Origin of the sequence: Klebsiella sp. Lac1, assembly GCF_009825425.1 — a bacterium.
GTDB lineage: Bacteria > Pseudomonadota > Gammaproteobacteria > Enterobacterales > Enterobacteriaceae > Klebsiella > Klebsiella electrica.
In genome coordinates this window covers 314935-334728 of sequence record NZ_VJZJ01000004.1, presented here as the reverse complement: position 1 = coordinate 334728, position 19794 = coordinate 314935, and the positions used below count along the sequence as shown (strand labels likewise).

Annotated in this window: 21 protein-coding genes; 5 read left to right on the top strand and 16 right to left on the bottom strand. The window is 55.9% G+C overall.

Going from position 1 to position 19794, the window contains the following annotated elements; genetic code table 11:
• Positions 1-63 precede the first annotated feature (63 nt).
• Positions 64-522, bottom strand: a complete 459-nt coding sequence (gene dut, locus FNY10_RS24035) for a dUTP diphosphatase (protein WP_004868951.1) — start codon at positions 520-522, stop codon at positions 64-66.
• On the bottom strand, positions 500-1711 hold the full coding sequence (gene coaBC / locus FNY10_RS24030) for a bifunctional phosphopantothenoylcysteine decarboxylase/phosphopantothenate--cysteine ligase CoaBC (RefSeq protein WP_131049371.1): 1212 nt from the start codon (positions 1709-1711) through the stop codon (positions 500-502). Before coaBC ends, dut begins: the two co-directional genes overlap by 23 nt.
• Before the next feature lie 172 nt (positions 1712-1883).
• Between coaBC and radC the strand changes: the two genes are divergently transcribed.
• From radC to mutM, 4 genes are all read left to right on the top strand, one after another.
• Positions 1884-2549 carry a RadC family protein gene (gene radC, locus FNY10_RS24025; RefSeq protein ID WP_141963033.1) on the top strand — a complete coding sequence of 222 codons (666 nt, stop codon included), beginning with the start codon at positions 1884-1886 and terminating at the stop codon, positions 2547-2549.
• A 216-nt stretch (positions 2550-2765) separates the two neighbouring features.
• Positions 2766-3002: a 50S ribosomal protein L28 gene (gene rpmB / locus FNY10_RS24020; RefSeq protein ID WP_002436699.1), complete on the top strand. Its 237-nt coding sequence runs from the start codon at positions 2766-2768 to the stop codon at positions 3000-3002.
• Positions 3003-3022: 20 nt separating this feature from the next.
• Complete coding sequence (gene rpmG / locus FNY10_RS24015; RefSeq protein ID WP_003024094.1) at positions 3023-3190, top strand: 50S ribosomal protein L33; 168 nt, start codon at positions 3023-3025, stop codon at positions 3188-3190.
• A gap of 146 nt (positions 3191-3336) precedes the next feature.
• Positions 3337-4146 (top strand): bifunctional DNA-formamidopyrimidine glycosylase/DNA-(apurinic or apyrimidinic site) lyase, encoded by an 810-nt coding sequence (gene mutM, locus FNY10_RS24010; RefSeq protein WP_160704196.1) that lies wholly within the window; start codon positions 3337-3339, stop codon positions 4144-4146.
• A gap of 120 nt (positions 4147-4266) precedes the next feature.
• Here mutM and coaD read toward each other — a convergent pair whose 3' ends face one another.
• The 8 genes from coaD to rfaQ all read right to left on the bottom strand — a co-directional run bounded on the left by coaD (position 4267) and on the right by rfaQ (position 12323).
• Positions 4267-4743 carry a pantetheine-phosphate adenylyltransferase gene (gene coaD / locus FNY10_RS24005; protein ID WP_100682896.1) on the bottom strand — a complete coding sequence of 159 codons (477 nt, stop codon included), beginning with the start codon at positions 4741-4743 and terminating at the stop codon, positions 4267-4269.
• A gap of 2 nt (positions 4744-4745) precedes the next feature.
• On the bottom strand, positions 4746-5516 hold the full coding sequence (locus FNY10_RS24000; protein WP_131049321.1) for a glycosyltransferase family 2 protein: 771 nt from the start codon (positions 5514-5516) through the stop codon (positions 4746-4748).
• Entirely contained in the window at positions 5516-6790 is a 1275-nt protein-coding gene (gene waaA, locus FNY10_RS23995; RefSeq protein WP_100682898.1) for a lipid IV(A) 3-deoxy-D-manno-octulosonic acid transferase, read from the bottom strand. Before waaA ends, FNY10_RS24000 begins: the two co-directional genes overlap by 1 nt.
• Before the next feature lie 66 nt (positions 6791-6856).
• Entirely contained in the window at positions 6857-7957 is a 1101-nt protein-coding gene (locus FNY10_RS23990) for a glycosyltransferase family 9 protein (protein WP_160704198.1), read from the bottom strand.
• Between the two features lie 51 nt (positions 7958-8008).
• Positions 8009-8995 (bottom strand): glycosyltransferase, encoded by a 987-nt coding sequence (locus tag FNY10_RS23985; protein ID WP_160704200.1) that lies wholly within the window; start codon positions 8993-8995, stop codon positions 8009-8011.
• A gap of 30 nt (positions 8996-9025) precedes the next feature.
• Positions 9026-10120 (bottom strand): glycosyltransferase, encoded by a 1095-nt coding sequence (locus FNY10_RS23980; RefSeq protein WP_160704202.1) that lies wholly within the window; start codon positions 10118-10120, stop codon positions 9026-9028.
• Between the two features lie 2 nt (positions 10121-10122).
• Complete coding sequence (locus FNY10_RS23975) at positions 10123-11250, bottom strand: glycosyltransferase family 4 protein (RefSeq protein ID WP_160704204.1); 1128 nt, start codon at positions 11248-11250, stop codon at positions 10123-10125.
• Positions 11247-12323: a putative lipopolysaccharide heptosyltransferase III gene (gene rfaQ / locus FNY10_RS23970; RefSeq protein ID WP_160704206.1), complete on the bottom strand. Its 1077-nt coding sequence runs from the start codon at positions 12321-12323 to the stop codon at positions 11247-11249. Before rfaQ ends, FNY10_RS23975 begins: the two co-directional genes overlap by 4 nt.
• A gap of 111 nt (positions 12324-12434) precedes the next feature.
• Here rfaQ and FNY10_RS23965 point away from each other — a divergent pair, with 111 nt between their 5' ends.
• Positions 12435-13388 (top strand): polysaccharide deacetylase family protein, encoded by a 954-nt coding sequence (locus FNY10_RS23965; protein WP_160704208.1) that lies wholly within the window; start codon positions 12435-12437, stop codon positions 13386-13388.
• Position 13389: 1 nt separating this feature from the next.
• Here the strand turns inward: FNY10_RS23965 and FNY10_RS23960 are convergent, their stop codons facing one another.
• From FNY10_RS23960 to rfaD, 6 genes are all read right to left on the bottom strand, one after another.
• Positions 13390-14373 (bottom strand): glycosyltransferase family 2 protein, encoded by a 984-nt coding sequence (locus FNY10_RS23960; protein ID WP_160704210.1) that lies wholly within the window; start codon positions 14371-14373, stop codon positions 13390-13392.
• On the bottom strand, positions 14366-15499 hold the full coding sequence (locus FNY10_RS23955; RefSeq protein WP_228267383.1) for an O-antigen ligase family protein: 1134 nt from the start codon (positions 15497-15499) through the stop codon (positions 14366-14368). Before FNY10_RS23955 ends, FNY10_RS23960 begins: the two co-directional genes overlap by 8 nt.
• Before the next feature lie 109 nt (positions 15500-15608).
• Positions 15609-16772 carry a glycosyltransferase family 4 protein gene (locus tag FNY10_RS23950; protein ID WP_160704212.1) on the bottom strand — a complete coding sequence of 388 codons (1164 nt, stop codon included), beginning with the start codon at positions 16770-16772 and terminating at the stop codon, positions 15609-15611.
• The gene (gene rfaC / locus FNY10_RS23945) at positions 16772-17734 is read right to left on the bottom strand and encodes a lipopolysaccharide heptosyltransferase RfaC (RefSeq protein ID WP_131049331.1); all 963 of its coding nucleotides are present in this window, start codon (positions 17732-17734) and stop codon (positions 16772-16774) included. Before rfaC ends, FNY10_RS23950 begins: the two co-directional genes overlap by 1 nt.
• A 3-nt stretch (positions 17735-17737) precedes the next feature.
• Positions 17738-18796 carry an ADP-heptose--LPS heptosyltransferase RfaF gene (rfaF, locus tag FNY10_RS23940; RefSeq protein ID WP_100682909.1) on the bottom strand — a complete coding sequence of 353 codons (1059 nt, stop codon included), beginning with the start codon at positions 18794-18796 and terminating at the stop codon, positions 17738-17740.
• Positions 18797-18804: 8 nt separating this feature from the next.
• Positions 18805-19737: an ADP-glyceromanno-heptose 6-epimerase gene (gene rfaD, locus FNY10_RS23935; protein WP_131049332.1), complete on the bottom strand. Its 933-nt coding sequence runs from the start codon at positions 19735-19737 to the stop codon at positions 18805-18807.
• Positions 19738-19794 lie beyond the last annotated feature (57 nt).

Genomic DNA, 19794 nt, shown 5'->3' with positions numbered 1-19794 from the left:
GGTCGTTTGCGGCGATGTTATTGCATTAGTGCACTTTGGGATGCGGATTCGATGTGGTCGGGCTTATGCGCGCCCTGAGTGACCAAAGCCACCTTCGCCACGTTCGGTGGCGTCAAAATCTTCCACCAGGTTAAATTCCGCTTGTACGACGGGTACAAAGACCATTTGAGCGATGCGCTCGCCGGGCTCAATCGTAAAGCTCTGCTGGCCACGGTTCCAGACGGAAACCATCAGCTGCCCCTGGTAGTCGGAGTCGATAAGGCCAACCAGGTTGCCCAGAACCACGCCGTGCTTATGACCCAGCCCTGAACGCGGCAGAATCACCGCCGCCAGAGACGGATCGGCGATATGAATAGCCAGGCCGGTCGGCAACAGCGTGGTTGCACCCGGAGCCAGCTCTACGGCGTCGTCGAGACAGGCTCGCAGGTCAAGTCCGGCGGAACCGGAGGTGGCATAGGTCGGCAGCGGAAATTGCTGGCCGACACGCGGGTCCAGAATCTTAACGTCGATTTTTTTCATCATAACGGGTCACGATCTCGTCGAGTAATAATTGGCCAAGGAGTTCTTTACGCTCAAGTGGTAAGCGCTTATCTCCATCCTGCCAGAAAAGGTGTAATGCGTTGCTGTCGCTGTTAAATCCTTGATCAGGCTGCGAAACATCGTTAGCGCAAATCAGGTCGAGATTTTTGCGCGCGCGTTTTTGCCTCGCGTATTCTTCCACATTATTCGTTTCGGCGGCAAACCCTACGACAAAAGGCCGATTGGCCGCGAGTGCTGCCACCCCGGCAACAATATCCGGATTCTTAACCATTCTGAGGGTGAGCTCATCACCTTGCTTTTTAATTTTTTCTTCAGCGATGGCGACGGCACGGTAATCGGCTACGGCGGCGCAGCCAATAAAAATCTGCTGCTGCTGAGCGCTTTGCTGGACCGCAGCTTCCATTTCCAGCGCGGTCGTGACATCGATACGCCGGACAAACGGCGGCGTCGGTAATGCGACCGGCCCGCTCACCAGCGTGACGTTCGCCCCGCGGCTGGCGGCCGCGGCGGCAATGGCAAACCCCATCTTGCCGGAGCTGTGGTTAGTAATATAACGCACCGGATCCAGCGGTTCACGCGTCGGGCCCGCGGTAATCATGATGTTGAGATGTTGCAAATCTTTGACAGGCGAAAAATGCGCGGCGGCTAAATCTACAATCGTCATCGGATCCAGCATACGGCCAGGGCCAATGTCGCCGCAGGCCTGGCTACCGCTGTCCGGACCCCAGAGCAGCAGGCCGCGTGAGGCGAGTACCTCGAGGTTATGCTGTGTGGCCGCTGCGCGGTACATTTGCTGATTCATCGCCGGGACAACGGCAACCGGGGAAGGGGTCGCGAGGCAGATGGTGGAAACCAGATCGTTGGCCATACCGGCGGCGACGCGGGCGATCAGATCGGCGGTTGCCGGGGCGAGGATAACCAGGTCCGCCCATTTGCCCAGCTCAATATGACCCATCGCTGCTTCCGCTGCCGGATCGAGCAGACTATCGGAGACCGGATAACCAGACACCGCCTGCAGGCTCAGTGGCGTAATGAAGGCTTTGGCGGCTTCCGTCATGGCGACGCGCACATCCGCGCCACGGTCACGCAGGCGGCGCACCAGTTCCGGCGTTTTATAAGCAGCAATGCCGCCGCTCACGCCAAGAACGATCTTTTTACCAGCCAGACTCATCATGATTCTTTCCTGTTGCAGTACACCAGAATCCGCGCATCTTACCACAATCCCGTCGTCGTCGCGTGGCTGCCAGGCATTCACTTTGCGAGGCGCTACGCAAGAGGTAGATGCGCCAGTCGGCAGCGCCATCGGGCTGTGCCAGGATGGGGGCATGAGAAGGAGAGGCCCTATGGATGCACCGGAACCCCTGATGCCACGGGAAAAAATGTGGCTTTACGGTATTGAAACGTTGTCGGATGTCGAGCTGCTGGCGCTGTTTTTACGCACCGGAACGCGGGACAAAGATGTCATAACGTATTCGCATGACCTGCTACAGCGTTTTGGTTCGCTGTATGGCCTGCTGTCAGCAAATAAAGCGCAGTTTGAGACGGTCGAGGGGATTGGCCTGGCGAAATATGCTCAGCTAAAGGGGGTTGCCGAACTGGCGCGGCGTTATTTTAGCCTGCGGCTGGTTGAAGAGCCTTCTCTGGCCACGCCGATGATGACGCTGGAGTTTTTGCAAAGCCATCTCTGCGATGAGGAGCGGGAGATCTTCATCGTGATCTTTTTAGATAATCAGAACCGGGTATTGAAACATAGCCGGCTTTTTTCTGGTACTCTTAGCCACGTAGAGGTGCATCCACGAGAAATTGTACGTGAAGCCATCAAAGTGAACGCCGCTGCGGTGATCCTTGCACATAATCATCCGTCCGGCAGTCCCGAGCCGAGTAAGGCCGACAGACTGATGACCGAACGTGTGGTAAAGTGTTGTGGTTTCATGGATATACGAGTACTCGATCATCTCGTAATCGGCCGCGGTGCGTATGTATCTTTTGCCGAACGCGGCTGGATTTAGCCCCGATCACGCGATCCAGCGGGATCTTTGTCTGTTCGGGACTTGAGCACATCGCCGAGTCAGCGTATACTACGCCACCTTTGAGAATCTCGGGTTTGGCATTTGGGCCTGGCAATCGATGGTTCACTTAGAACTGCGATGACCGGGCTGTAAAGCCTGACGAGGCGCCGATACCCCATACGAAGCTCGAGCTAATTTGATTTTTGGAGAATAGACATGTCCCGAGTCTGCCAAGTTACTGGCAAGCGTCCGGTGACCGGTAACAACCGTTCCCACGCACTGAACGCGACCAAACGCCGTTTCCTGCCGAACCTGCACTCTCACCGTTTCTGGGTTGAGAGCGAAAAGCGTTTTGTCACCCTGCGTGTATCTGCTAAAGGTATGCGTGTTATTGATAAGAAAGGCATCGATACAGTTCTGTCTGAACTGCGTGCCCGTGGCGAAAAGTACTAAGTACTAAGAGGAAATAAATCATGGCTAAAGGTATTCGTGAGAAAATCAAGCTGGTTTCTTCTGCTGGTACTGGTCACTTCTATACCACCACGAAGAACAAACGTACTAAGCCGGAAAAACTGGAACTGAAAAAATTCGATCCAGTTGTCCGTCAGCACGTTTTATACAAAGAAGCTAAAATCAAATAATTTTAGTTTCCTTGTAAAGAAAACCCCGCTCCGGCGGGGTTTTTTGTTTTTGTCCGGCAGAAACCGTCGGATAAACCCTGCCGGGAATTTGCTTCCCTACCGTCTGTTGCTGCAGCACAATACTCTGGGTTAACGGAGGAAAACGAATGCCTGAATTACCTGAGGTAGAAACCAGCCGTCGCGGCATCGAACCACACCTGGTGGGCGCGACCATTCTGCATGCTGTTATTCGCAACGGGCGCCTGCGCTGGCCTGTCAGTGAAGAAATCTATCGTCTGAGCGACATACCGGTGCTGAGCGTGCAGCGGCGTGCCAAATATCTGCTGCTGGAGCTTCCCGGCGGCTGGATTATCATCCACCTTGGGATGTCGGGCAGTCTGCGTATCCTGATTGAAGAGCTGCCGGCAGAAAAGCACGATCATGTTGACCTCGTGATGAGTAATGGCAAGGTCTTGCGCTATACCGACCCACGCCGCTTTGGCGCCTGGCTGTGGACCCGCAGTCTGGAAGGGCATCCTGCGCTGGCGCACCTTGGCCCAGAGCCCTTGAGCAATGAGTTTACTGCCGACTATTTGCAGCAGAAGTGCGCGAAAAAGAAAACCGCCATTAAGCCCTGGCTGATGGATAACAAGCTGGTGGTCGGGGTAGGCAATATCTACGCCAGCGAATCGCTGTTTTCGGCCGGGATCCATCCCGATCGGTTAGCGTCTTCGCTCTCGCGCGAAGAGTGCGAGCTGCTGGTCAAAGTGATTAAAGCGGTGCTGCTACGCTCGATTGAGCAGGGGGGCACGACGCTGAAGGATTTCCTGCAAAGCGATGGTAAGCCGGGCTACTTCGCCCAGGAGCTGCAGGTTTATGGCCGCAAGGGCGAACATTGTCGCGTTTGTGGTACGCCGATTACGGCCAGCAAACATGCGCAGCGGGCAACGTTTTATTGCCGCCAGTGCCAGAAGTAAAGCGTGGTGGTTGCGTTGAGCCCGGCTCGCGCTGTGCTTAGCCAGGCTGCAGGTTTTCAGCCGTCTGCGGACGGATAGCCCGGACAAGGCGCGTCAAGCGCCGCCTCCGGGAAGCGGGTCCTACAGCTTTTTCAGCAGCGCCTGGTGTACGTTGGCCGGCAGGAAGTGGGACACATCCCCCTGGTGACGCGCCACTTCTTTCACCAGCGATGAAGAGATAAACGACCACTCTTTGCAGGGCATCAGGAAGACGCTTTCCAGCGTTGGCATCAGGTGGCGATTCATATGCGCCAGCTGCATCTCATATTCGAAGTCGGCTACCGCGCGTAACCCGCGAATCAGGATATTCGCCTGCTGCGCGCGGGCAAAATTCGCCATCAGATCGCTGAAACCAATCACCTCGACGTTAACCAGATGCGCCGTTGCCTGCTCCGCCAGCGCAATACGCTCGTCGAGCGTGAACATCGGTTTTTTACTCGGGCTGGCGGCAATAGCCAGCAGCACCTTGTCAAACATGCTGGCGGCACGCGTGACGATATCGATATGCCCGTTGGTAATGGGGTCGAAGGTACCCGGATAGATCGCTTTTGTGCTCATAATTACACTTTCTCTGAATAGCCGCGGCTCAGCGCCCACAGCTCGGTGTATTTATTAAACGTATACTGCGCGTTGACCACGGCGAGTAGCCAGCCCTGTTTACCATCCAGCACGCCGCCGCGCAGCAGCAGCGTTTTGACAAAAGCCCCCAGCGTATGGCCGAAGATGCTCGCCAGAGAGGTCGTCTTCCCCTTCTGATGGCGCTCTCGAGCCCATGCAGAGGCATAGGCCAGCTGCTTTTGCTGGAAGCCGGAGAAGTCGCGGCAGGTCAGATGCAGTAAATCGCCCGGTAGTTCGATAACCTGCGCGCCTTTGGCATCGAGCGATTCGTGCACCAGATTATTGTTATAGCGGAAACGCCTGCGTTCGTACAAACGCATGACGCGGTCGGGATACCAGCCGCTATGGCGCATAAAGCGGCCAAGGAAATAGTTACGTCGGGCGATACTGTAGACGGCGCCGCTCTGAGGGGCCTCCAGGACGCGGCGAAGCGAGTCGGCCAGCTCCGGCGTCACGCGTTCATCGCTGTCAATCATCAGCACATAGTCGCCGCTCGCGTAGTCCTGGGCGCGCTGACGCTGAATACCGTAGCCTTGCCAGTCGCTGTTGACGTAGACCGTCGCGCCGAGGCTGCGGGCCAGTTCGACGGTGTTATCGCTACTGCCGGAGTCCAGCAGTACGATTTCATCGGCCCAGTCTACGGAGGCCAGGCAATCTGCCAGCAGATCCGCCGCATTTTTGGCGATCATCACGACGGACAGTCGGGTCGACATCAGTGGCTCCGCTGCGGCAGATAGGGTTGCAGTAACTGTAGCAGACGCGAGAGCGCGCCCTGGTTTTGATGCAAGACTTCCACCGCGTGGCGGCCATACCACAAACGATAGTCTTCATCGGTGAGCAGATTGGAGACCTGGGTGACCAGCGAATTGACGTCGGTGACCGTAATCAGGCCATCATCCTGCTGCAACCTGGCGCAAATATCTTTGAAGTTGAACGTGTGCGGACCCATCAGTACCGGGATGGCATGCGCCGCCGGCTCCAGCGGGTTGTGACCGCCGCGCTCAACCAGGCTGCCACCGACGAAGGCGAGGTCTGCAATGCCGTACAGTAGCATCAGCTCCCCCATGGTATCGCCGATCACCACCTGGGTGCTGTTCGACGGGATTTCGCCGGTGCTGCGTAGCGTGAAGCTCATCCCCGCTTTCTGCACCATTCCTCGTGCGTCGGCGAAGCGCTCAGGGTGGCGAGGGACGAGAATCAACAGCAGGTCAGGGAAGGTATCGAGCAGCTTCCTGTGCGCCTGCAGAATAATTTGTTCTTCGCCGTCGTGGGTGCTGGTGGCTATCCAGACTTTGCGGTGCGGCGCCCACTGGCGGCGGAGAGTAATCGCGCGGGCGGCCAGCTCTGGCGTCACGGAAATATCAAATTTGAGGCTGCCGGTGACCGCCAGCTGGTTGCGCTTCAGGCCCAGAGCCAGAAAGCGATTGCCGTCTTCTTCATTCTGCGCCGCAATCAGCGTGATGCGACTGAGCAGCCGACGCATAAATTTCCCCAGTCTGGCGTAGCCTTTGGCGGAACGTTCCGACAGACGGGCGTTGGCGATGACCAACGGGATTTTACGTTTGTGCAGCGCGGCGACCATATTCGGCCACAGCTCGGTTTCCATGACGATAACCAGCTTCGGTTGCACCGTGTTGAGGAAGCGGTTCATTGCGCAGGGCAAATCGTAAGGCAGATAGACATGGTGAACATCTTTGCCGAAGGCGGACATGGCGCGCTCTGAGCCGGTCGGCGTCATGGTGGTGACGGTGATCGGCAGCGAGGGGTAGCGGTGGCGCAGCGCACGCACGAGCGGGATAGCGGCAAGCGTCTCACCCACGGAAACGGAATGCAGCAGAATCCCATCCGGTGCTACCTTGTTTTGACAGAAGCCATAACGTTCCGCCCAGCGTTTACGATAGGCAGGGGCTTTACGGCTGCGTAATAATAGTCGCAGCCACACCAACGGCTGTATAAGGTAGAGTAAAGTGGTATAAAGCAATTCCAAAGGATATATCCGTTTTTTTGTTTCAGCGGGCAAATTCTAAGCATTTAGTGTGCTTAAAGCTATCTCTTAAGGCGCTTTTGCCGACGGTGAGCGCAGGGCATCTACCGTAGCAGCATAAACCTCGGCAATGCTGACGCCTTTTATCCCGCTTTGATCTTCTGGCGAGCGAATGAACTGATGGATCGCCTGATCCTGAATCGGGGCGGCGCCATCAATAGCACTCTGGCTTCCATACAGCCCCACGCTGGGTGTTTTCACGGCAATGGCAATATGTAACGGGCCGGTATCGCCGACGACCAGGGCCTTAAACCCAGCCACTTTTGCCGCCAGCTGGATAAGGTTTGTTGTGCCGGCGACATTTTTAACTCTGTCGCTCGCGACCGACATGCCTTCAATAATGCGCTGATTCAGGGCCTTCTCGCCCGCCGCGCCGATCAGCTCAATCTGAATAGTGTCATGATTGCTGATAAGTTGCTCGATCAACCGTGAAAAATTTTCCTCCGGCCAACATCTTTCAGGCGTGGATGCCCCGGCATGAATCCCGATAACGGGGATATCGTGATGCTCAGGCGTAAAGGGTGCCGGAATAAACATCTGTTCTGATGGCGTGTCGATACCAACGGCGTTCAGCAACTGGGTTTTCTGATGTATCAGATGGATATTGCCATTTTGCCTGTTATCGTAAAACGCGGACAGATACGGCGCCAGGAGGAAATCCGCTCTTCCCTGATAATCGTTGTAATACACGTCTTTCAGGATATAGCGGGAGCGAGCCAGAGACGCGGCGATGATATCGTAGGGGGTGTGTGAATGCAGAATAAATGTTGCATCAACGCCATGGCGACGCAACGTTTTTGCCAGCGGCAGCATGCCGTTGACTTTGCCGTTCCAGTACAGAATCTCATCGAAGAGCGGGCTGCCGGTGGCCAGGTCCTTGTTACGCTGATTGATAACCAACAGCAGCTTTGCATCCGGCCAACGGGCTTTTATGGCCCCGATGGCGGGCGTATTTAACAGGAAATCCCCTAACGCCGTTGTCGAAAATACCGCAATGGTATTCAGTCGTTCCTGCGCTGAAAAACGGGCAATTTTTTTTACGCTATAGCCGGTTGCCTTCAGGATAGTGAGGAAGACGCCAGCGGCGACTTGTTTCGCAATTTTACTCATACATCTCCAGAATATACTGCTCTTTTTCCGGCGGGTTACGGGGCACGGTACTTAGTTTGCCAGCCTTTTCTTCAAACGGAAATAACGCCGTCCCAGCCGCCAGCGCAAGCGCAGGTCGTGGGCATTTTTCCAGATGAGCTGCCATATGCCGCGCGCAAAAAATTCGGCAATCAGCTGCCGTTGTTTTTCGCGATCTTTCATCTCGTCTATCGTATGGATGATCCCTAGCCCTTCTTTCGCTATTTGCCAGCGGCAGGCGGAAATATCGCGAACCTTGTCCGGGTAGCGCTGGTTGATAGCGTCCAGCATCTCCAGAATTTTCATGTAGTGGCGCGCTGAGCGCATCAGCGTGTCGTCGTTGTCCGGTTTGTGCGACACCGATTGCGAGTGAATGTAGTAATCGTAGAACTGTTCGCTGGTGTACTGCACGCGGTCAGCCGCCAGTAGCACTTCCGTGGTCCACGGAATGTCCTGATGACGTAATCCGGGCTCGAAGCGGAACTTGTGCCGCATGATAAATTCGCGGCGATAGATATTCAGCCAGGTCACATGCAGGAACTTACGCGAATCCAGCGCCTGCTTTAACCACACGTGACCGGGCAAAACGCCGGTCGACTGCAGCCGGTCCAGCGGAAAAATGGGATGGATATCTTTTTTCGTCTCGTAGACGTAGCGGCCGTTGCAGGTGGCCACGTCAAGGTTGCCCTTTTCCGCCATCTCCAGCAGGGCGCGGTACATTCCGGGATAAATATTGTCGTCGATATCCGGAAAGGTCAGGTAGCGACCCGTTGCTACGGCGAGGCCGGTGTTACGCGCCACCGAGACGCCCTGGTTTTCCTGCTCCAGCACAATAATATGCGATAAGCGCATCTTCCATTCGTTGATAACCGCCAGGCTACCGTCCGTCGAACCGTCGTTGACCAGGATCAGCTCATAGCTTTCCAGCTGCTGTTGCTCAATGCACGCAAAGAATTGTGCAAGGAATTTTTCGCCGTTATAAACGGCAGCCACAATGCTCAGTAAAGGCGTTTGACTCATAAATCATTCGATCCTGGTTAAATAGCCGTATCAGCCGCGACGCAGCTGACGGTACTGCTGACAAATCGCATCCACGCTGAATCTTTCCAGCGCAGAAGGGTCGATGGCTGGTGGGTTATGGTAAATGCTTTGCATCGTCCGGGCCAGCGCCGGGCTGTTCAGATCGGCCAGGCCGCGGGCTAATTCGCCGGTGAGGATTTCCGTCACCCCGCCAGGACAGCGGGTACTGGCGACCGGAGTATCCAGCAGAAGAGCCTCAACCACCACGTTACCAAAGCCTTCGCTGTCGGAGCTGAGCACCAGCATCCGCGCGTGTTTAATCCACGGCAGCGGGTTTTTCTGGAAGCCTTTAAACAGAACCCTGTCGCCAACCTGTAGCTGCTGCGCCAGCTGGCGCAGGCGCTGTTCCTGCTCCGGTTTTCCCTGCCCCAGCAGCACCAGCGGCGCATCGATACCGCTTTGCGCGTAGGCTTCGATCAGGCGATCGTGGCGTTTGCCTGGGTGGAAGCGACCGACGTGAATAATATAGTCCCCCGCCGGCTGCTCGCCAGGCGCTTCGGCCCCAGCGCGCAGAGCGGGAATGTCGAACGGGTTATAAATGGTTTTTAACTGTGCCGGGCGTATGGCGAACTGTTCCACCAGATCCTCGCCAACCGCCGCGGAGACGGTTATGACATTGCGTCCCTGGTAGACACGCTTAATCTTCCGCTGCTTCATCCAGCGATCGAAGCCGGTGCGATGGCCCAGATACGATGTGGAGAAGACGCCATGCAGGCAGAACCAGACGTTCCGGTTTTTCAGCGACTGGCTGCGGGCGACAATACGATCGGTTTTATGCAGGTTGGAGAGCACCAGATCGAATTCGCCCGCCTGCTCGGCTTTGACTATGGCCGCATCCAGCTGACGGGCGCGGCGCGAAAGTTCGGTGATTTTGCGCCACGGTTTGCGGCAATGGTCGCTAATGACCTGATAATCCAGCCCGTCCGGCAGGGGGTAATCGCAGACGTCACGCAGGGAAAACAGCGAGACCCGATCGCCCTGACTCAGAAAATGCTCTGCCAGCGTCAGCACCACTTTTTCCGCACCGCCGCCGGGCAGCCCGTCGATCACAAACAGTATACGCATCGTTATTTCACCAGATCCTGATAGAGGGAGAGCAGCTGCGTCGATAACCGTGCGCTGGTGCAGTCCATAATGCGTTCCCGGGCGCGGTTCCCCTCTGCGGAGCCCAGCGCGCGGGCAGGAAGCGCCGTCACCGCCTGCTGAAGCGCCGGAATATCGAGCGCATCGCAGACAAAGCCATTGCTTCCCTGGACGATAAATTCCGCGCCGCCGCAGCCGGTAGTGGTGATCACCGGCAGGCCACAGGCCATGGCTTCCAGAATGACGTTCGGGAACGGGTCGTACAACGTTGGCAGCAGCAGGCCGTCGGCCATTTGATAAAACGGCAGGGTTTCCGACTGCATGCCGAAAAAGCGCACCCGCTCCTCGCAGTGCAGCGTTTTCGCCAGCTGCTGATAACGGCCCTGCTCTTTATCTTTACCCACGACCAGCAGATAGCGGTTGGTCGGCGCGATGGCGCGAATCGCTGCATCCAGCCCCTTGCGCTCAAAACCGGAGCCGACGTAGATCAGGCAGGTCGCCTGCAGCGGCAGATTCCATTGGTTACGGAGCGCGACAAAGGCCGCTTCCGTAGGCGGCAGGAAACGCTGGTTATCGATGGCGTTATAGATAACGTGGATTTTTTCCGCCGGCAGGCCGAAGTCTTCAATAATCTCGCGTTTTATCATTTCCGCGTTACAGATGACGCCGCGCAGGCATGAATCCCGATACATCTCGCGTTCGGCCTGCATGACATAGCGGTGGTAGCGGTCGGCAAACAGCAGGCGGCTTTTCCAGCCGGGCAAAATACGCGAGCGCTGCTGCAACCAGCGACGGTGGACGCCGTCACCCGCGCGATACAGATCGCACCCGGGAATGCGCTCATGGCTCTGCACCAGATCGAAGTTTTCGCACTGCCACAGCTGACGCGCGGCATCGGCGAAACCACGTTCACGGCTGATGCGCCCCCATTTACGCGGGTTGCAGATGTGAATATTCCAGTCGGGTTTCACCGGCCCTTGCCATTCGCGAGTAATCACGTTCAGTTCAAGATTGCTGCTATCAAGGGCTTCCAGCGCGCGGGCGACAAAGCGCTCCGCGCCGCCGTCCGGGCGATATTTCTGGCGCACCAGGGCCAGCCTGAATTTGCTCATGCCAGTACCTTCTTCGCTGCCGCGATAACGGCATCGGTGGGGATTAAATCGAGGTAGCGTTCTTCCGTGCCGGTATCAATGTCATCCGGGTCGGGCAGAGGACCGAAATCACCCGCCCAGATGACTTCGCCTTTGGCCTGCCAGGGACGCCAGAAGGTCAGCTTTGACGGCCCGAACAGCGCCACCAGCGGCGTGCCCAGCGCGGCGGCCATATGCATTGGCACGGAATCGACGCCGATAAACAGACGGGCGTGGTCGATGACGGAAGCCAGCTGGCGAAGGGTTAGCTGCCCGGCCAGCGAGTGCAGGCGAGCGTTGGGGCAGCCCGCCATAATGGTTTCGATCATCTGCTTCTCTTTGGCATCAGGACCGGAGGTCAGCACGACCGGGTGGCCCGCGGCAGAGAGGGCGTTAATCAGGGCGCTCATCCGATCTTCGCGCCAGCATTTAAAGAACCAGCGGGAGGTCGGTTGAATGACGATATAGTGGTCCTGAAATCCTTCCGGCAGCAGCGCGCGGCTGGCGCTCCAGTCCTGTTCGCTGTAGCCCATCTTCGCCGGCGCATCATGGCTATCCAGCCCCGTCGGCACCAGAATCGACAGATTCTGTTGCACGGTGTGCAGCTGGTTATGCTGCTCGGTTGAGGCGAGGGCGGTATGGCAAAAACGCCATGCCGGGTGACGTCGTTTCGGGAAGTCAAAACCGATGCGGGTTGGCGCGCCGGTCAGTTTAGTGATAATTGCGCTTGGCCACTGATCGGCAAGATTGAGCACCATATCGTAGCGCTGCTGGCGCAGGGTGCGGATTAGCCTGAACTCCATCTTGAGCTGGTGGCCTTTCCCCTGTTTTTTCCAGCGCCGGTCAATGGCGAAAATCTGGTCGATATCAGGGTTAGCGGCGAGCATATCCCGGGTTTCTTCATACAGCAGCACATCAACGCTAGCCGCGGGATAGCGCTGTTTGAGGGTGTGAATGAGCGGCGTGATCAGCAGCATATCGCCATGATGGCGCAGCTTAATAACCAGGATTCGCATCGGGGTCACAGGGCCGGAAGAGCGGGTTTCAGACGTCATTCTCTGTTCTTCATTCAATATCAGGTTTCCGATTCTAGGGGATCAGACAGATTGAGAGAAGCGTTGTATTGCTCTACCATGACCGGATACGTATGGTCTGAGGACGTTTTCGTGCACAATCCCGCATTTCTCATCACGATTGATACAGAGGGCGACAACCTCTGGCAAAAACATGACAGCATTACCACCGAGAATGCGCGCTATTTACCGCGTTTTCAGCAGCTCTGCGAAAAGTATGGCTTTAAACCCGTCTATTTAACGAACTATGAAATGGCGATGGATCCCTTCTATATCGAATTCGCCAAAGATGTGATTGCCCGTGGGACGGCGGAAATCGGCATGCATCTCCATGCCTGGAACAGCCCGCCGACGGACCCGTTGACCGATGACGACTGGCGCCATAAGCCCTATCTGATTGAATATCCCGTGGCGGCGATGCGCGAAAAAGTGGCTTATATGACGCACCTGCTGGAAGACACTTTCCAGACGAAAATGGTCAGCCATCGCGCCGGGCGCTGGGCGTTTGATGAGCGCTACGCCCGTCTGCTGGTAGAGCATGGCTATCTGGTGGACTGTTCGGTTACGCCGCGAGTCAACTGGAAGACGGCGAAAGGCGCCCCGCAGGGCGATGGCGGGACCGATTACCGCCGCTTCCCGCAGCAAGCCTATTTCCTCGATGAGAATGATATCAGCCGCGAAGGCCGCTCTTCGCTGCTGGAAGTGCCGATGAGTATTCAGTATAAGCACTCCGGCTGGATGAACAGCGTGAAGCAGGGCTACGATCGCTTGCGCGGTAAAGTGCGCTCGCCTTCCGTTCACTGGCTGCGCCCGATGGGGGGAAATGTCGACACCATGAAGAAAGTGGTGCAGCAGACCCTGGCTCAGGGCAACGACTATGTCGAATATATGCTGCACTCTTCTGAATATATGCCAGGCGGTAGCCCGACGTTTAAAAACCAACAGGATATCGAGCGTTTATATGCCGATCTGGAGGCTTTTTTCAGCTGGCTGGCGCCGCAGGCAAAAGGGATGACATTGGCTGAATATTATCAGACCAAAATCTAGCTTATCGCCCTTTACGTAACATCTGGCGGAGCCGGGAGGTTTTCTTCCAGATGTTCGGGTATCGCAGATGAAGCCGTCGCTTCAGAGACATCCCGTCCGCTGTCAGGAGTTTACTGGCAGCGGTGAGTGCCGCCATTGTCTCATCGCTGTAGTTATAAAATCCGTAGATCTTGTCGTGCAACCCTTTTATCTCATTGAATAAATTGTTAATCAGCGCGGTGATCAATCGCGGCGGTAATTCAGATGGCGGTTGCGTGGCCACCTTCTCAATCAGCTGATTGAGTGCAAAGACCATATCGCTGATATCCGAGGTCTGAATATTGCGGGTAATGCCGAAGGCGTTATCGCGATACCAGTAGAGCGTCTCCTCCAGGCAAATAATGCGTCTGGCCTCGAGATATAACCAAGGGGTAAACATCATATCTTCATAGCGACGGCCAACATGGAAGCGATGGTTGCCGATGAGTTCGCGCCGGTAGACCCGACTCCAGATATGCCAGTGGGAGCGGCGGAAGACGGCATATAACGCATCATGCTGTTTATCGGTTATCGTTGTCTGCTGCCCTGGTGCCGTTTGCGTGGGCGCAGGCAGCCGGTCTTTAAAATAGTGATAATGAAAGTCGATTAAATCACTATCGCCTTGCTGGAGGAGTGGTTTTATTGTTTGCCAGAAATGAGGGCTCCAGAGGTCATCGCCATCAATAAAGCCAATCCAGGCACCCTGTGCTTTATCCAGGGCACGATTACGCGTGCTGGATACGCCGGTATTCTCGTGGCTATAAAAATGGATCTGGCCCGCGCCGCGATATTCATCAATGGCCTGCTGGATAACCGCTTTGCTATTGTCCGTCGAGCCGTCATTGCTAATGATGACTTCGACATCGCTATCAATTTGGGCAAACACCGAGTCCAGCGTCTGCCTGATATACGGCGCATTATTAAAGACCGGGATAATAACGCTGAACAGGCAGTGAGGGTTACGCATGCGCTTTATCCTGCCCGATGGCGATTTTCTGCTGTAATACGGAGAGTATCAGGGCCATTGAGAAGACAATCACCGCTTCTTTACTAAAGAAAATCACGTCGCTTAATCCGTAAACTATCACCGTTAGCGTGAGAACGCCTTGTATCGCGTTACGTTTGCGCCAGGCGTTGAGCAATAATACGGCGTATAAAAGGATCAGCGTGGCAACGCCGCCAATGCCGCGCAGGGAGAAGTTTTCAATAAACTCGTTGTGCATATGGACATTGATAAAATCCAGCGCCCCGGCAAGGCCAGGATTAGCCTGCACTTGCTGCTTAATATCGTTCCCGCGTCTTTCCGCTGACTCGCCGAAGGGGGCATCAAGACCTGCCTGTAATCCCGTTTTAAACATGACTAAACGCGAACCGACGGAGGAGACACTATTGTGGTCCTGGTACTGGGTGATATCGGTTTGCATCTCCTGATAGCGGGCGATCAGTTTTTGATGGAACAGGGCGGTCAGCAGAACCAGTGCAATAACAAAGGCCGCACATAGCTTCAGCAACTGCTGTTTACTCACCTGCGGGTGCACAAAGAGCAGCAGGATAATCAGTACCGGGCAGGCCAGCAGCGCGGCTCGCGTTTCGGTAAACGCAATCGCCGCCAGCCCGGTCATCGCGCAAATCAGGAACAGGACGTAACGATATTTATTTTTCAGTTCCAGAATGGTTCCGAGCAGCACGATATTGGTCATGGTGAAGATATAGGCGATGATCGTGGCCCGTTCGAGCGTAATCTGAATCCGGAAAACGTGCAGCGTCAGCCCCTGGTAGATGGCATAGAAGTTGGTGACCAGCCCCGCTGCGATAAGCAAGTAGTTGAACCATGTTGCGTTAAAGGTAAACCGGAGACTGGAGAGCAGAAACACTACGATGGCGCTCACCGCCAGCACTTTGGCGGTGTCTTTGTAGGAATCGTAAATATCCCAGTACTCGCCATGCGCGTAATTTAATCCGTACCAGGCAAACAGCCCCAGGGCAAAGAGGGCCAGCGCACCGGCAAGATCCCAATTCTGGGTCCAGGTTTTCGTTGTCCGGATGCTGAGCAATGCGCTTAACACCGTCAGATAACCAGCCAGGTAGTACACTTTTCTGATTTCTGCGGGATTAATGTAATACAGTGCAAAAGCAAGGAGATACAGTGAAACAACCAGGTTAAGTATTGTTTTTCTGATTTTTGAGCTGTCTAAGGTCACGCTATGCATCCACAAGTTCGCTGATGGTAGAGTTAAAATCACTGACAAAGGTCGTGGCATCGAAATGCGCTTTTACGTGCTCAAAAGCATGTTGGCGGAAAAGCTCGTAGTTGTTATTCACGATGTATAGCACCGCGTCGGCGCATTTTTCCGGCGATAACAGCCGCGGGGGAAGTAGCGCGTCTTGCTGCGGATAATAAACATCGTGAGGGAAGTTGACGTTCACACCGCAGAGTCTGAAATGGTCCTCCGGCGTCACGTCCGGCGTAATACCAATGCCGCAGTATCCGTTCTTAACCACTTCCGGTTGCCCGTCAATTAACGGGTAAATAACCGGTACGCCGTAAAACAGAGCTTCCAGGCAGGACAGGCCAAAGGGTTCTGTAACCGGTGTGCTGAGATAAATATGAATATTGTTGAAAAAATGACTTAAGTCGTCGTGGAAACCGAGAAAATTGACGCGATCGGCAATACCTGACTTTTCGGCAAGCGCTTTAAACTGCTGCTCATCTGGCCCTTTACCAACAATATCGAGGGTGACGTTGGTACCCCGATCGAGAAGATTTTTTAACGTTAACAGCGCGACGCTTATCCCCTTCAGACCAACCAGCCTTGCCGCTACACCCAGACGCAGGGGGGCAGAGAGGGGCTTATCGCCGGTAAAAATATTGTCAGGTGGCGTAATGCGGTTGGTGAGCACCCTGGAAGGACACGGCAGGTTGAAGCGTAACGTCATGACCCGCTGAGAGGCGTAGGATGCGGAAATATAGCCGCTCAGGGAGGCAAAGAAGCCGGACGTTTTTTTATTGTGAGGGTAGCGCCAGGAGCAGCCATGATCGTAATAAATCACCTTTCCCCGGGACGGTCTGGCAGCAAATACGGGGACCAGATCCCAGACGATGATAACGTCTGCATTGGCCAGCCAGGTCCGGGTCTGCAACGCATACTTGCGCAGGAACGGCGGAAACTTCACCGGACAGCTGTTGATTATCCGGTTTACGAAGGTGATATGACGGCCCTTCAGATGCTGCGCGATTTCCGGACCAATATTGTTGCTGATGCAAAAAATACGATCCTGTCCGGCGGTGATATCATGAATGTACTGTAAGAAGAGGCGCTCGACGCCCCCCATCTTTTCCAGATTAATCACATGGATTTTGCGCATTAAACCACTCCTCTTATCGCCCGCCATATCGTCTCTGCACTTATATCGCTGGTTGCTTTCGTTGGCGATATGAGCGTGTGCTGGTTTTTACCATATCCGCCAATCAGCCCCGGATCGGTCGGGCCATACAGCGTAAAGTTGGGTTTATCGAGCGCAGCGGTAAGATGGCTTAGTCCGGTATCGACGGAGACAACCGCGCGAGCGCCCGCCAGCACCTGAGCGACCTGCTCAAGACTCATGCGCGGCAGTACGTCGACAAAGGCGTGACCCTCCGCCAGGCGCTTAGCCCGCGCTTCTTCATGCGGCGCTCCCCACGGCAGCTTAATACGTAGCCCGCTGGCGGCCAGCAGGTCGATCAGCGCCCGCCAGTTTTCTTCCGGCCAGTGTTTGTCATCACGAGTCGTCGCGTGCAGAAACACCAGATACGGCTCGGCAGAGGGGTTATCCAGGTGCATAAAATGGCGTGCAATGGCGTAATCGCCCTGCGCGTCGGGTTTGGCGTAGCCCAGGCTTTTGGCGAACAGTTCGCGGGTGCGCTCAACGGCATGCTGCTGTTTCGCGATATGGTGGCGGCGATTGTAGAACAGGCTTGCCAGCGGCTCGCGAGCGGTTTGCCAGTCCATACCGTGCTTCACGCCGCGCGCCAGTCGGGTGACCAGCGCGGCGCTTTTGACCAGACCCTGGGCGTCGATAATCGCGTCATATTTGTGCGCCCGTACGGCGTCGCGAAAGGCCTGGCGTTCGGCCTTCACCGGCGCGGAAAACCAGGCTTTACGCCAGCGGCGAATGGCGACGGGAATCACCCGATCGACCGCTTCATGCCAGGACGGAATCTGTGCGAACCCCTCCTCGACGACCCAGTCAAAGCGAATACCGGGAAACGCCTGCACGGCATCGGTCAGCGCGGGCAGCGTATGCAGGACGTCGCCCATGGACGAGGTTTTTACGATCAATACCCGCATCCGTTACGCTTCCTCTTTATCGGTTTTTTCCTGCAGGAGCGCGTTTAGCTCTTCCTGTACGCGCTGCGGCGTAATATCGATCAGACTCTGATGATACCCTTGTGCGGCATCGCCCTTACGTACCTTGTGGTAGCCGCTAATCAGGCGAATCACCCGCGCTTTATGCGACAGCGGGGGAGTGAAGTCCGGGCTGCTTGGGCCATACAGCGCCACCAGCGGGCGGTCCAGCGCGGCGGCGACGTGCATCAGGCCGGAATCGTTGCTGACCACCGCTTTACAGGCGGCAAGCAGAATGACGGCCTGCTCAAGCTGGGTCTCCCCGGCCAGATTGCGACACCAGGCCTGCTGTTCGCTGCTCAGCGCGGCGATGATCTCTTTTCCCGCTTCGTTATCTTTGGCCGAACCGAACAGGACTATCTGGTAACCGTCGTCGATAAGCTGTTTCGCCAGCTCAGCGTAGTGATAGTGCGGCCAGCGTTTTGCCGGGCCAAACTCTGCGCCGGGGCAGAAGCCGATCATCGGGCGATCGGCTGAGAGATTAAACGCGCTACAGGCCTGCGATTTTTCGCCTTCATGAACCTGCAGTTGCGGCCACAGCAGCGGCTGCGGCAGGTCTTTGGCGCTGCGCATGACGCCCTTGTCATAGGCCAGCGCGACATAGCGTTCAACCATCAGCGGCCAGGCGTCTTTATCCAGCGCCCGCGCGTCGTTCAGCAGACCGTAGCGCATCTCGCCGCGCCAGCCGGTGCGGTGCGGGATGTTGGCGAAGAACGGCACCAGCGCCGATTTAAACGAGTTGGGCAGCACGTAAGCACGATCGTAGCGACGCTCGCGCAGGCTGTGCCCCAGCTTACGTCGTTCGCCGATTGCCAGCGCGCCGTGGCCGAGCGGCATCGGGATTGCTTCGTTAACTTCCGGCATGCGCGACAGCAGCGGACGGCACCACGCAGGTGCCATCACGTCGATTATCGCCTGGGGATAGCGCGCCCTGAGCGTGCGATAGAGACTTTGCGACATCATCATGTCGCCCACCCAAGACGGGCCAACCACCAATATTTTCATGTTATGTCTTACGCGTCGCGGTTGAGCCAGGCCATATATTCCGTTACGCCCTCGGCAACGGTTTTAAACGGTTTGTCGTAGCCTGCTGCGCGCAGGTTGGTCAGATCCGCCTGGGTAAATGCCTGGTAGCGGCCTTTCAGCTTCTCCGGGAACGGGATGTATTCGATGCTGCCTTTCTGGTGATATGCCAGCGCGGCATCGGCTACCGCCTGGAAAGATTCCGCGCGGCCGGTGCCGAGGTTGAAAATGCCGGATACGCCGTTTTCCCAGAACCACAGATTCACCGCCGCCACGTCGCCCACGTAGACGAAATCGCGTTTGAAGCCATCGCTGCCTTCGAACAGTTTCGGACTTTCGCCATTATTCAGTTGGGTGTTGAGGTGGAAAGCTACGCTCGCCATGCTGCCTTTGTGGCCTTCACGCGGCCCGTAGACGTTGAAATAGCGGAAACCGACGATCTGCGAGTCGGCTTCCGGCAGGATCTGGCGGACGTATTCGTCAAACAGGAATTTGGAGTAACCGTAAACGTTCAGCGGCTGCTCATATTCACGGGATTCGATAAAGTCGCTGGTGCGACCGCCGTAGGTGGCCGCCGACGAGGCGTACAGGAACGGGATCTGACGCTCCAGGCAGTAGTGCAGCACCTCTTTAGAGTACTGATAGTTGTTATCCATCATGTACTTGCCATCCCACTCTGTGGTGGAAGAGCAGGCACCTTCGTGGAATATGGCTTCAATTTCGCCGAACTCTTCCCCGGCCATCACCTGAATCAGGAAGTCTTCTTTATCCATGTAATCAGCGATATCCAGGTCTACCAGGTTAGCAAACTTGGTGCCGTCTTTCAGATTATCTACGACCAAAATGTCGGTAATGCCTTTGTCATTCAGTGCTTTAACGATGTTGCTGCCGATAAAGCCTGCGCCGCCGGTAACGATGATCATAACTGTAACCTTTGAAGTATGGCGTCCAGAGACAATCCGGACACGGATACTCATATC

Excerpts from the sequence above, each read along its gene's own strand:
- dut (WP_004868951.1), bottom strand. The coding sequence starts at position 522 with ATGATGAAAAAAATCGACGTTAAGATTCTGGACCCGCGTGTCGGCCAG.
- coaBC (WP_131049371.1), bottom strand. The coding sequence starts at position 1,711 with ATGAGTCTGGCTGGTAAAAAGATCGTTCTTGGCGTGAGCGGCGGCATT.
- radC (WP_141963033.1), top strand. The coding sequence starts at position 1,884 with ATGGATGCACCGGAACCCCTGATGCCACGGGAAAAAATGTGGCTTTAC.
- rpmB (WP_002436699.1), top strand. The coding sequence starts at position 2,766 with ATGTCCCGAGTCTGCCAAGTTACTGGCAAGCGTCCGGTGACCGGTAAC.
- rpmG (WP_003024094.1), top strand. The coding sequence starts at position 3,023 with ATGGCTAAAGGTATTCGTGAGAAAATCAAGCTGGTTTCTTCTGCTGGT.
- mutM (WP_160704196.1), top strand. The coding sequence starts at position 3,337 with ATGCCTGAATTACCTGAGGTAGAAACCAGCCGTCGCGGCATCGAACCA.
- coaD (WP_100682896.1), bottom strand. The coding sequence starts at position 4,743 with ATGAGCACAAAAGCGATCTATCCGGGTACCTTCGACCCCATTACCAAC.
- FNY10_RS24000 (WP_131049321.1), bottom strand. The coding sequence starts at position 5,516 with ATGTCGACCCGACTGTCCGTCGTGATGATCGCCAAAAATGCGGCGGAT.
- FNY10_RS23990 (WP_160704198.1), bottom strand. The coding sequence starts at position 7,957 with ATGAGTAAAATTGCGAAACAAGTCGCCGCTGGCGTCTTCCTCACTATC.
- FNY10_RS23985 (WP_160704200.1), bottom strand. The coding sequence starts at position 8,995 with ATGAGTCAAACGCCTTTACTGAGCATTGTGGCTGCCGTTTATAACGGC.
- FNY10_RS23980 (WP_160704202.1), bottom strand. The coding sequence starts at position 10,120 with ATGCGTATACTGTTTGTGATCGACGGGCTGCCCGGCGGCGGTGCGGAA.
- FNY10_RS23975 (WP_160704204.1), bottom strand. The coding sequence starts at position 11,250 with ATGAGCAAATTCAGGCTGGCCCTGGTGCGCCAGAAATATCGCCCGGAC.
- rfaQ (WP_160704206.1), bottom strand. The coding sequence starts at position 12,323 with ATGACGTCTGAAACCCGCTCTTCCGGCCCTGTGACCCCGATGCGAATC.
- FNY10_RS23960 (WP_160704210.1), bottom strand. The coding sequence starts at position 14,373 with ATGCGTAACCCTCACTGCCTGTTCAGCGTTATTATCCCGGTCTTTAAT.
- FNY10_RS23950 (WP_160704212.1), bottom strand. The coding sequence starts at position 16,772 with ATGCGCAAAATCCATGTGATTAATCTGGAAAAGATGGGGGGCGTCGAG.
- rfaC (WP_131049331.1), bottom strand. The coding sequence starts at position 17,734 with ATGCGGGTATTGATCGTAAAAACCTCGTCCATGGGCGACGTCCTGCAT.
- rfaF (WP_100682909.1), bottom strand. The coding sequence starts at position 18,796 with ATGAAAATATTGGTGGTTGGCCCGTCTTGGGTGGGCGACATGATGATG.
- rfaD (WP_131049332.1), bottom strand. The coding sequence starts at position 19,737 with ATGATCATCGTTACCGGCGGCGCAGGCTTTATCGGCAGCAACATCGTT.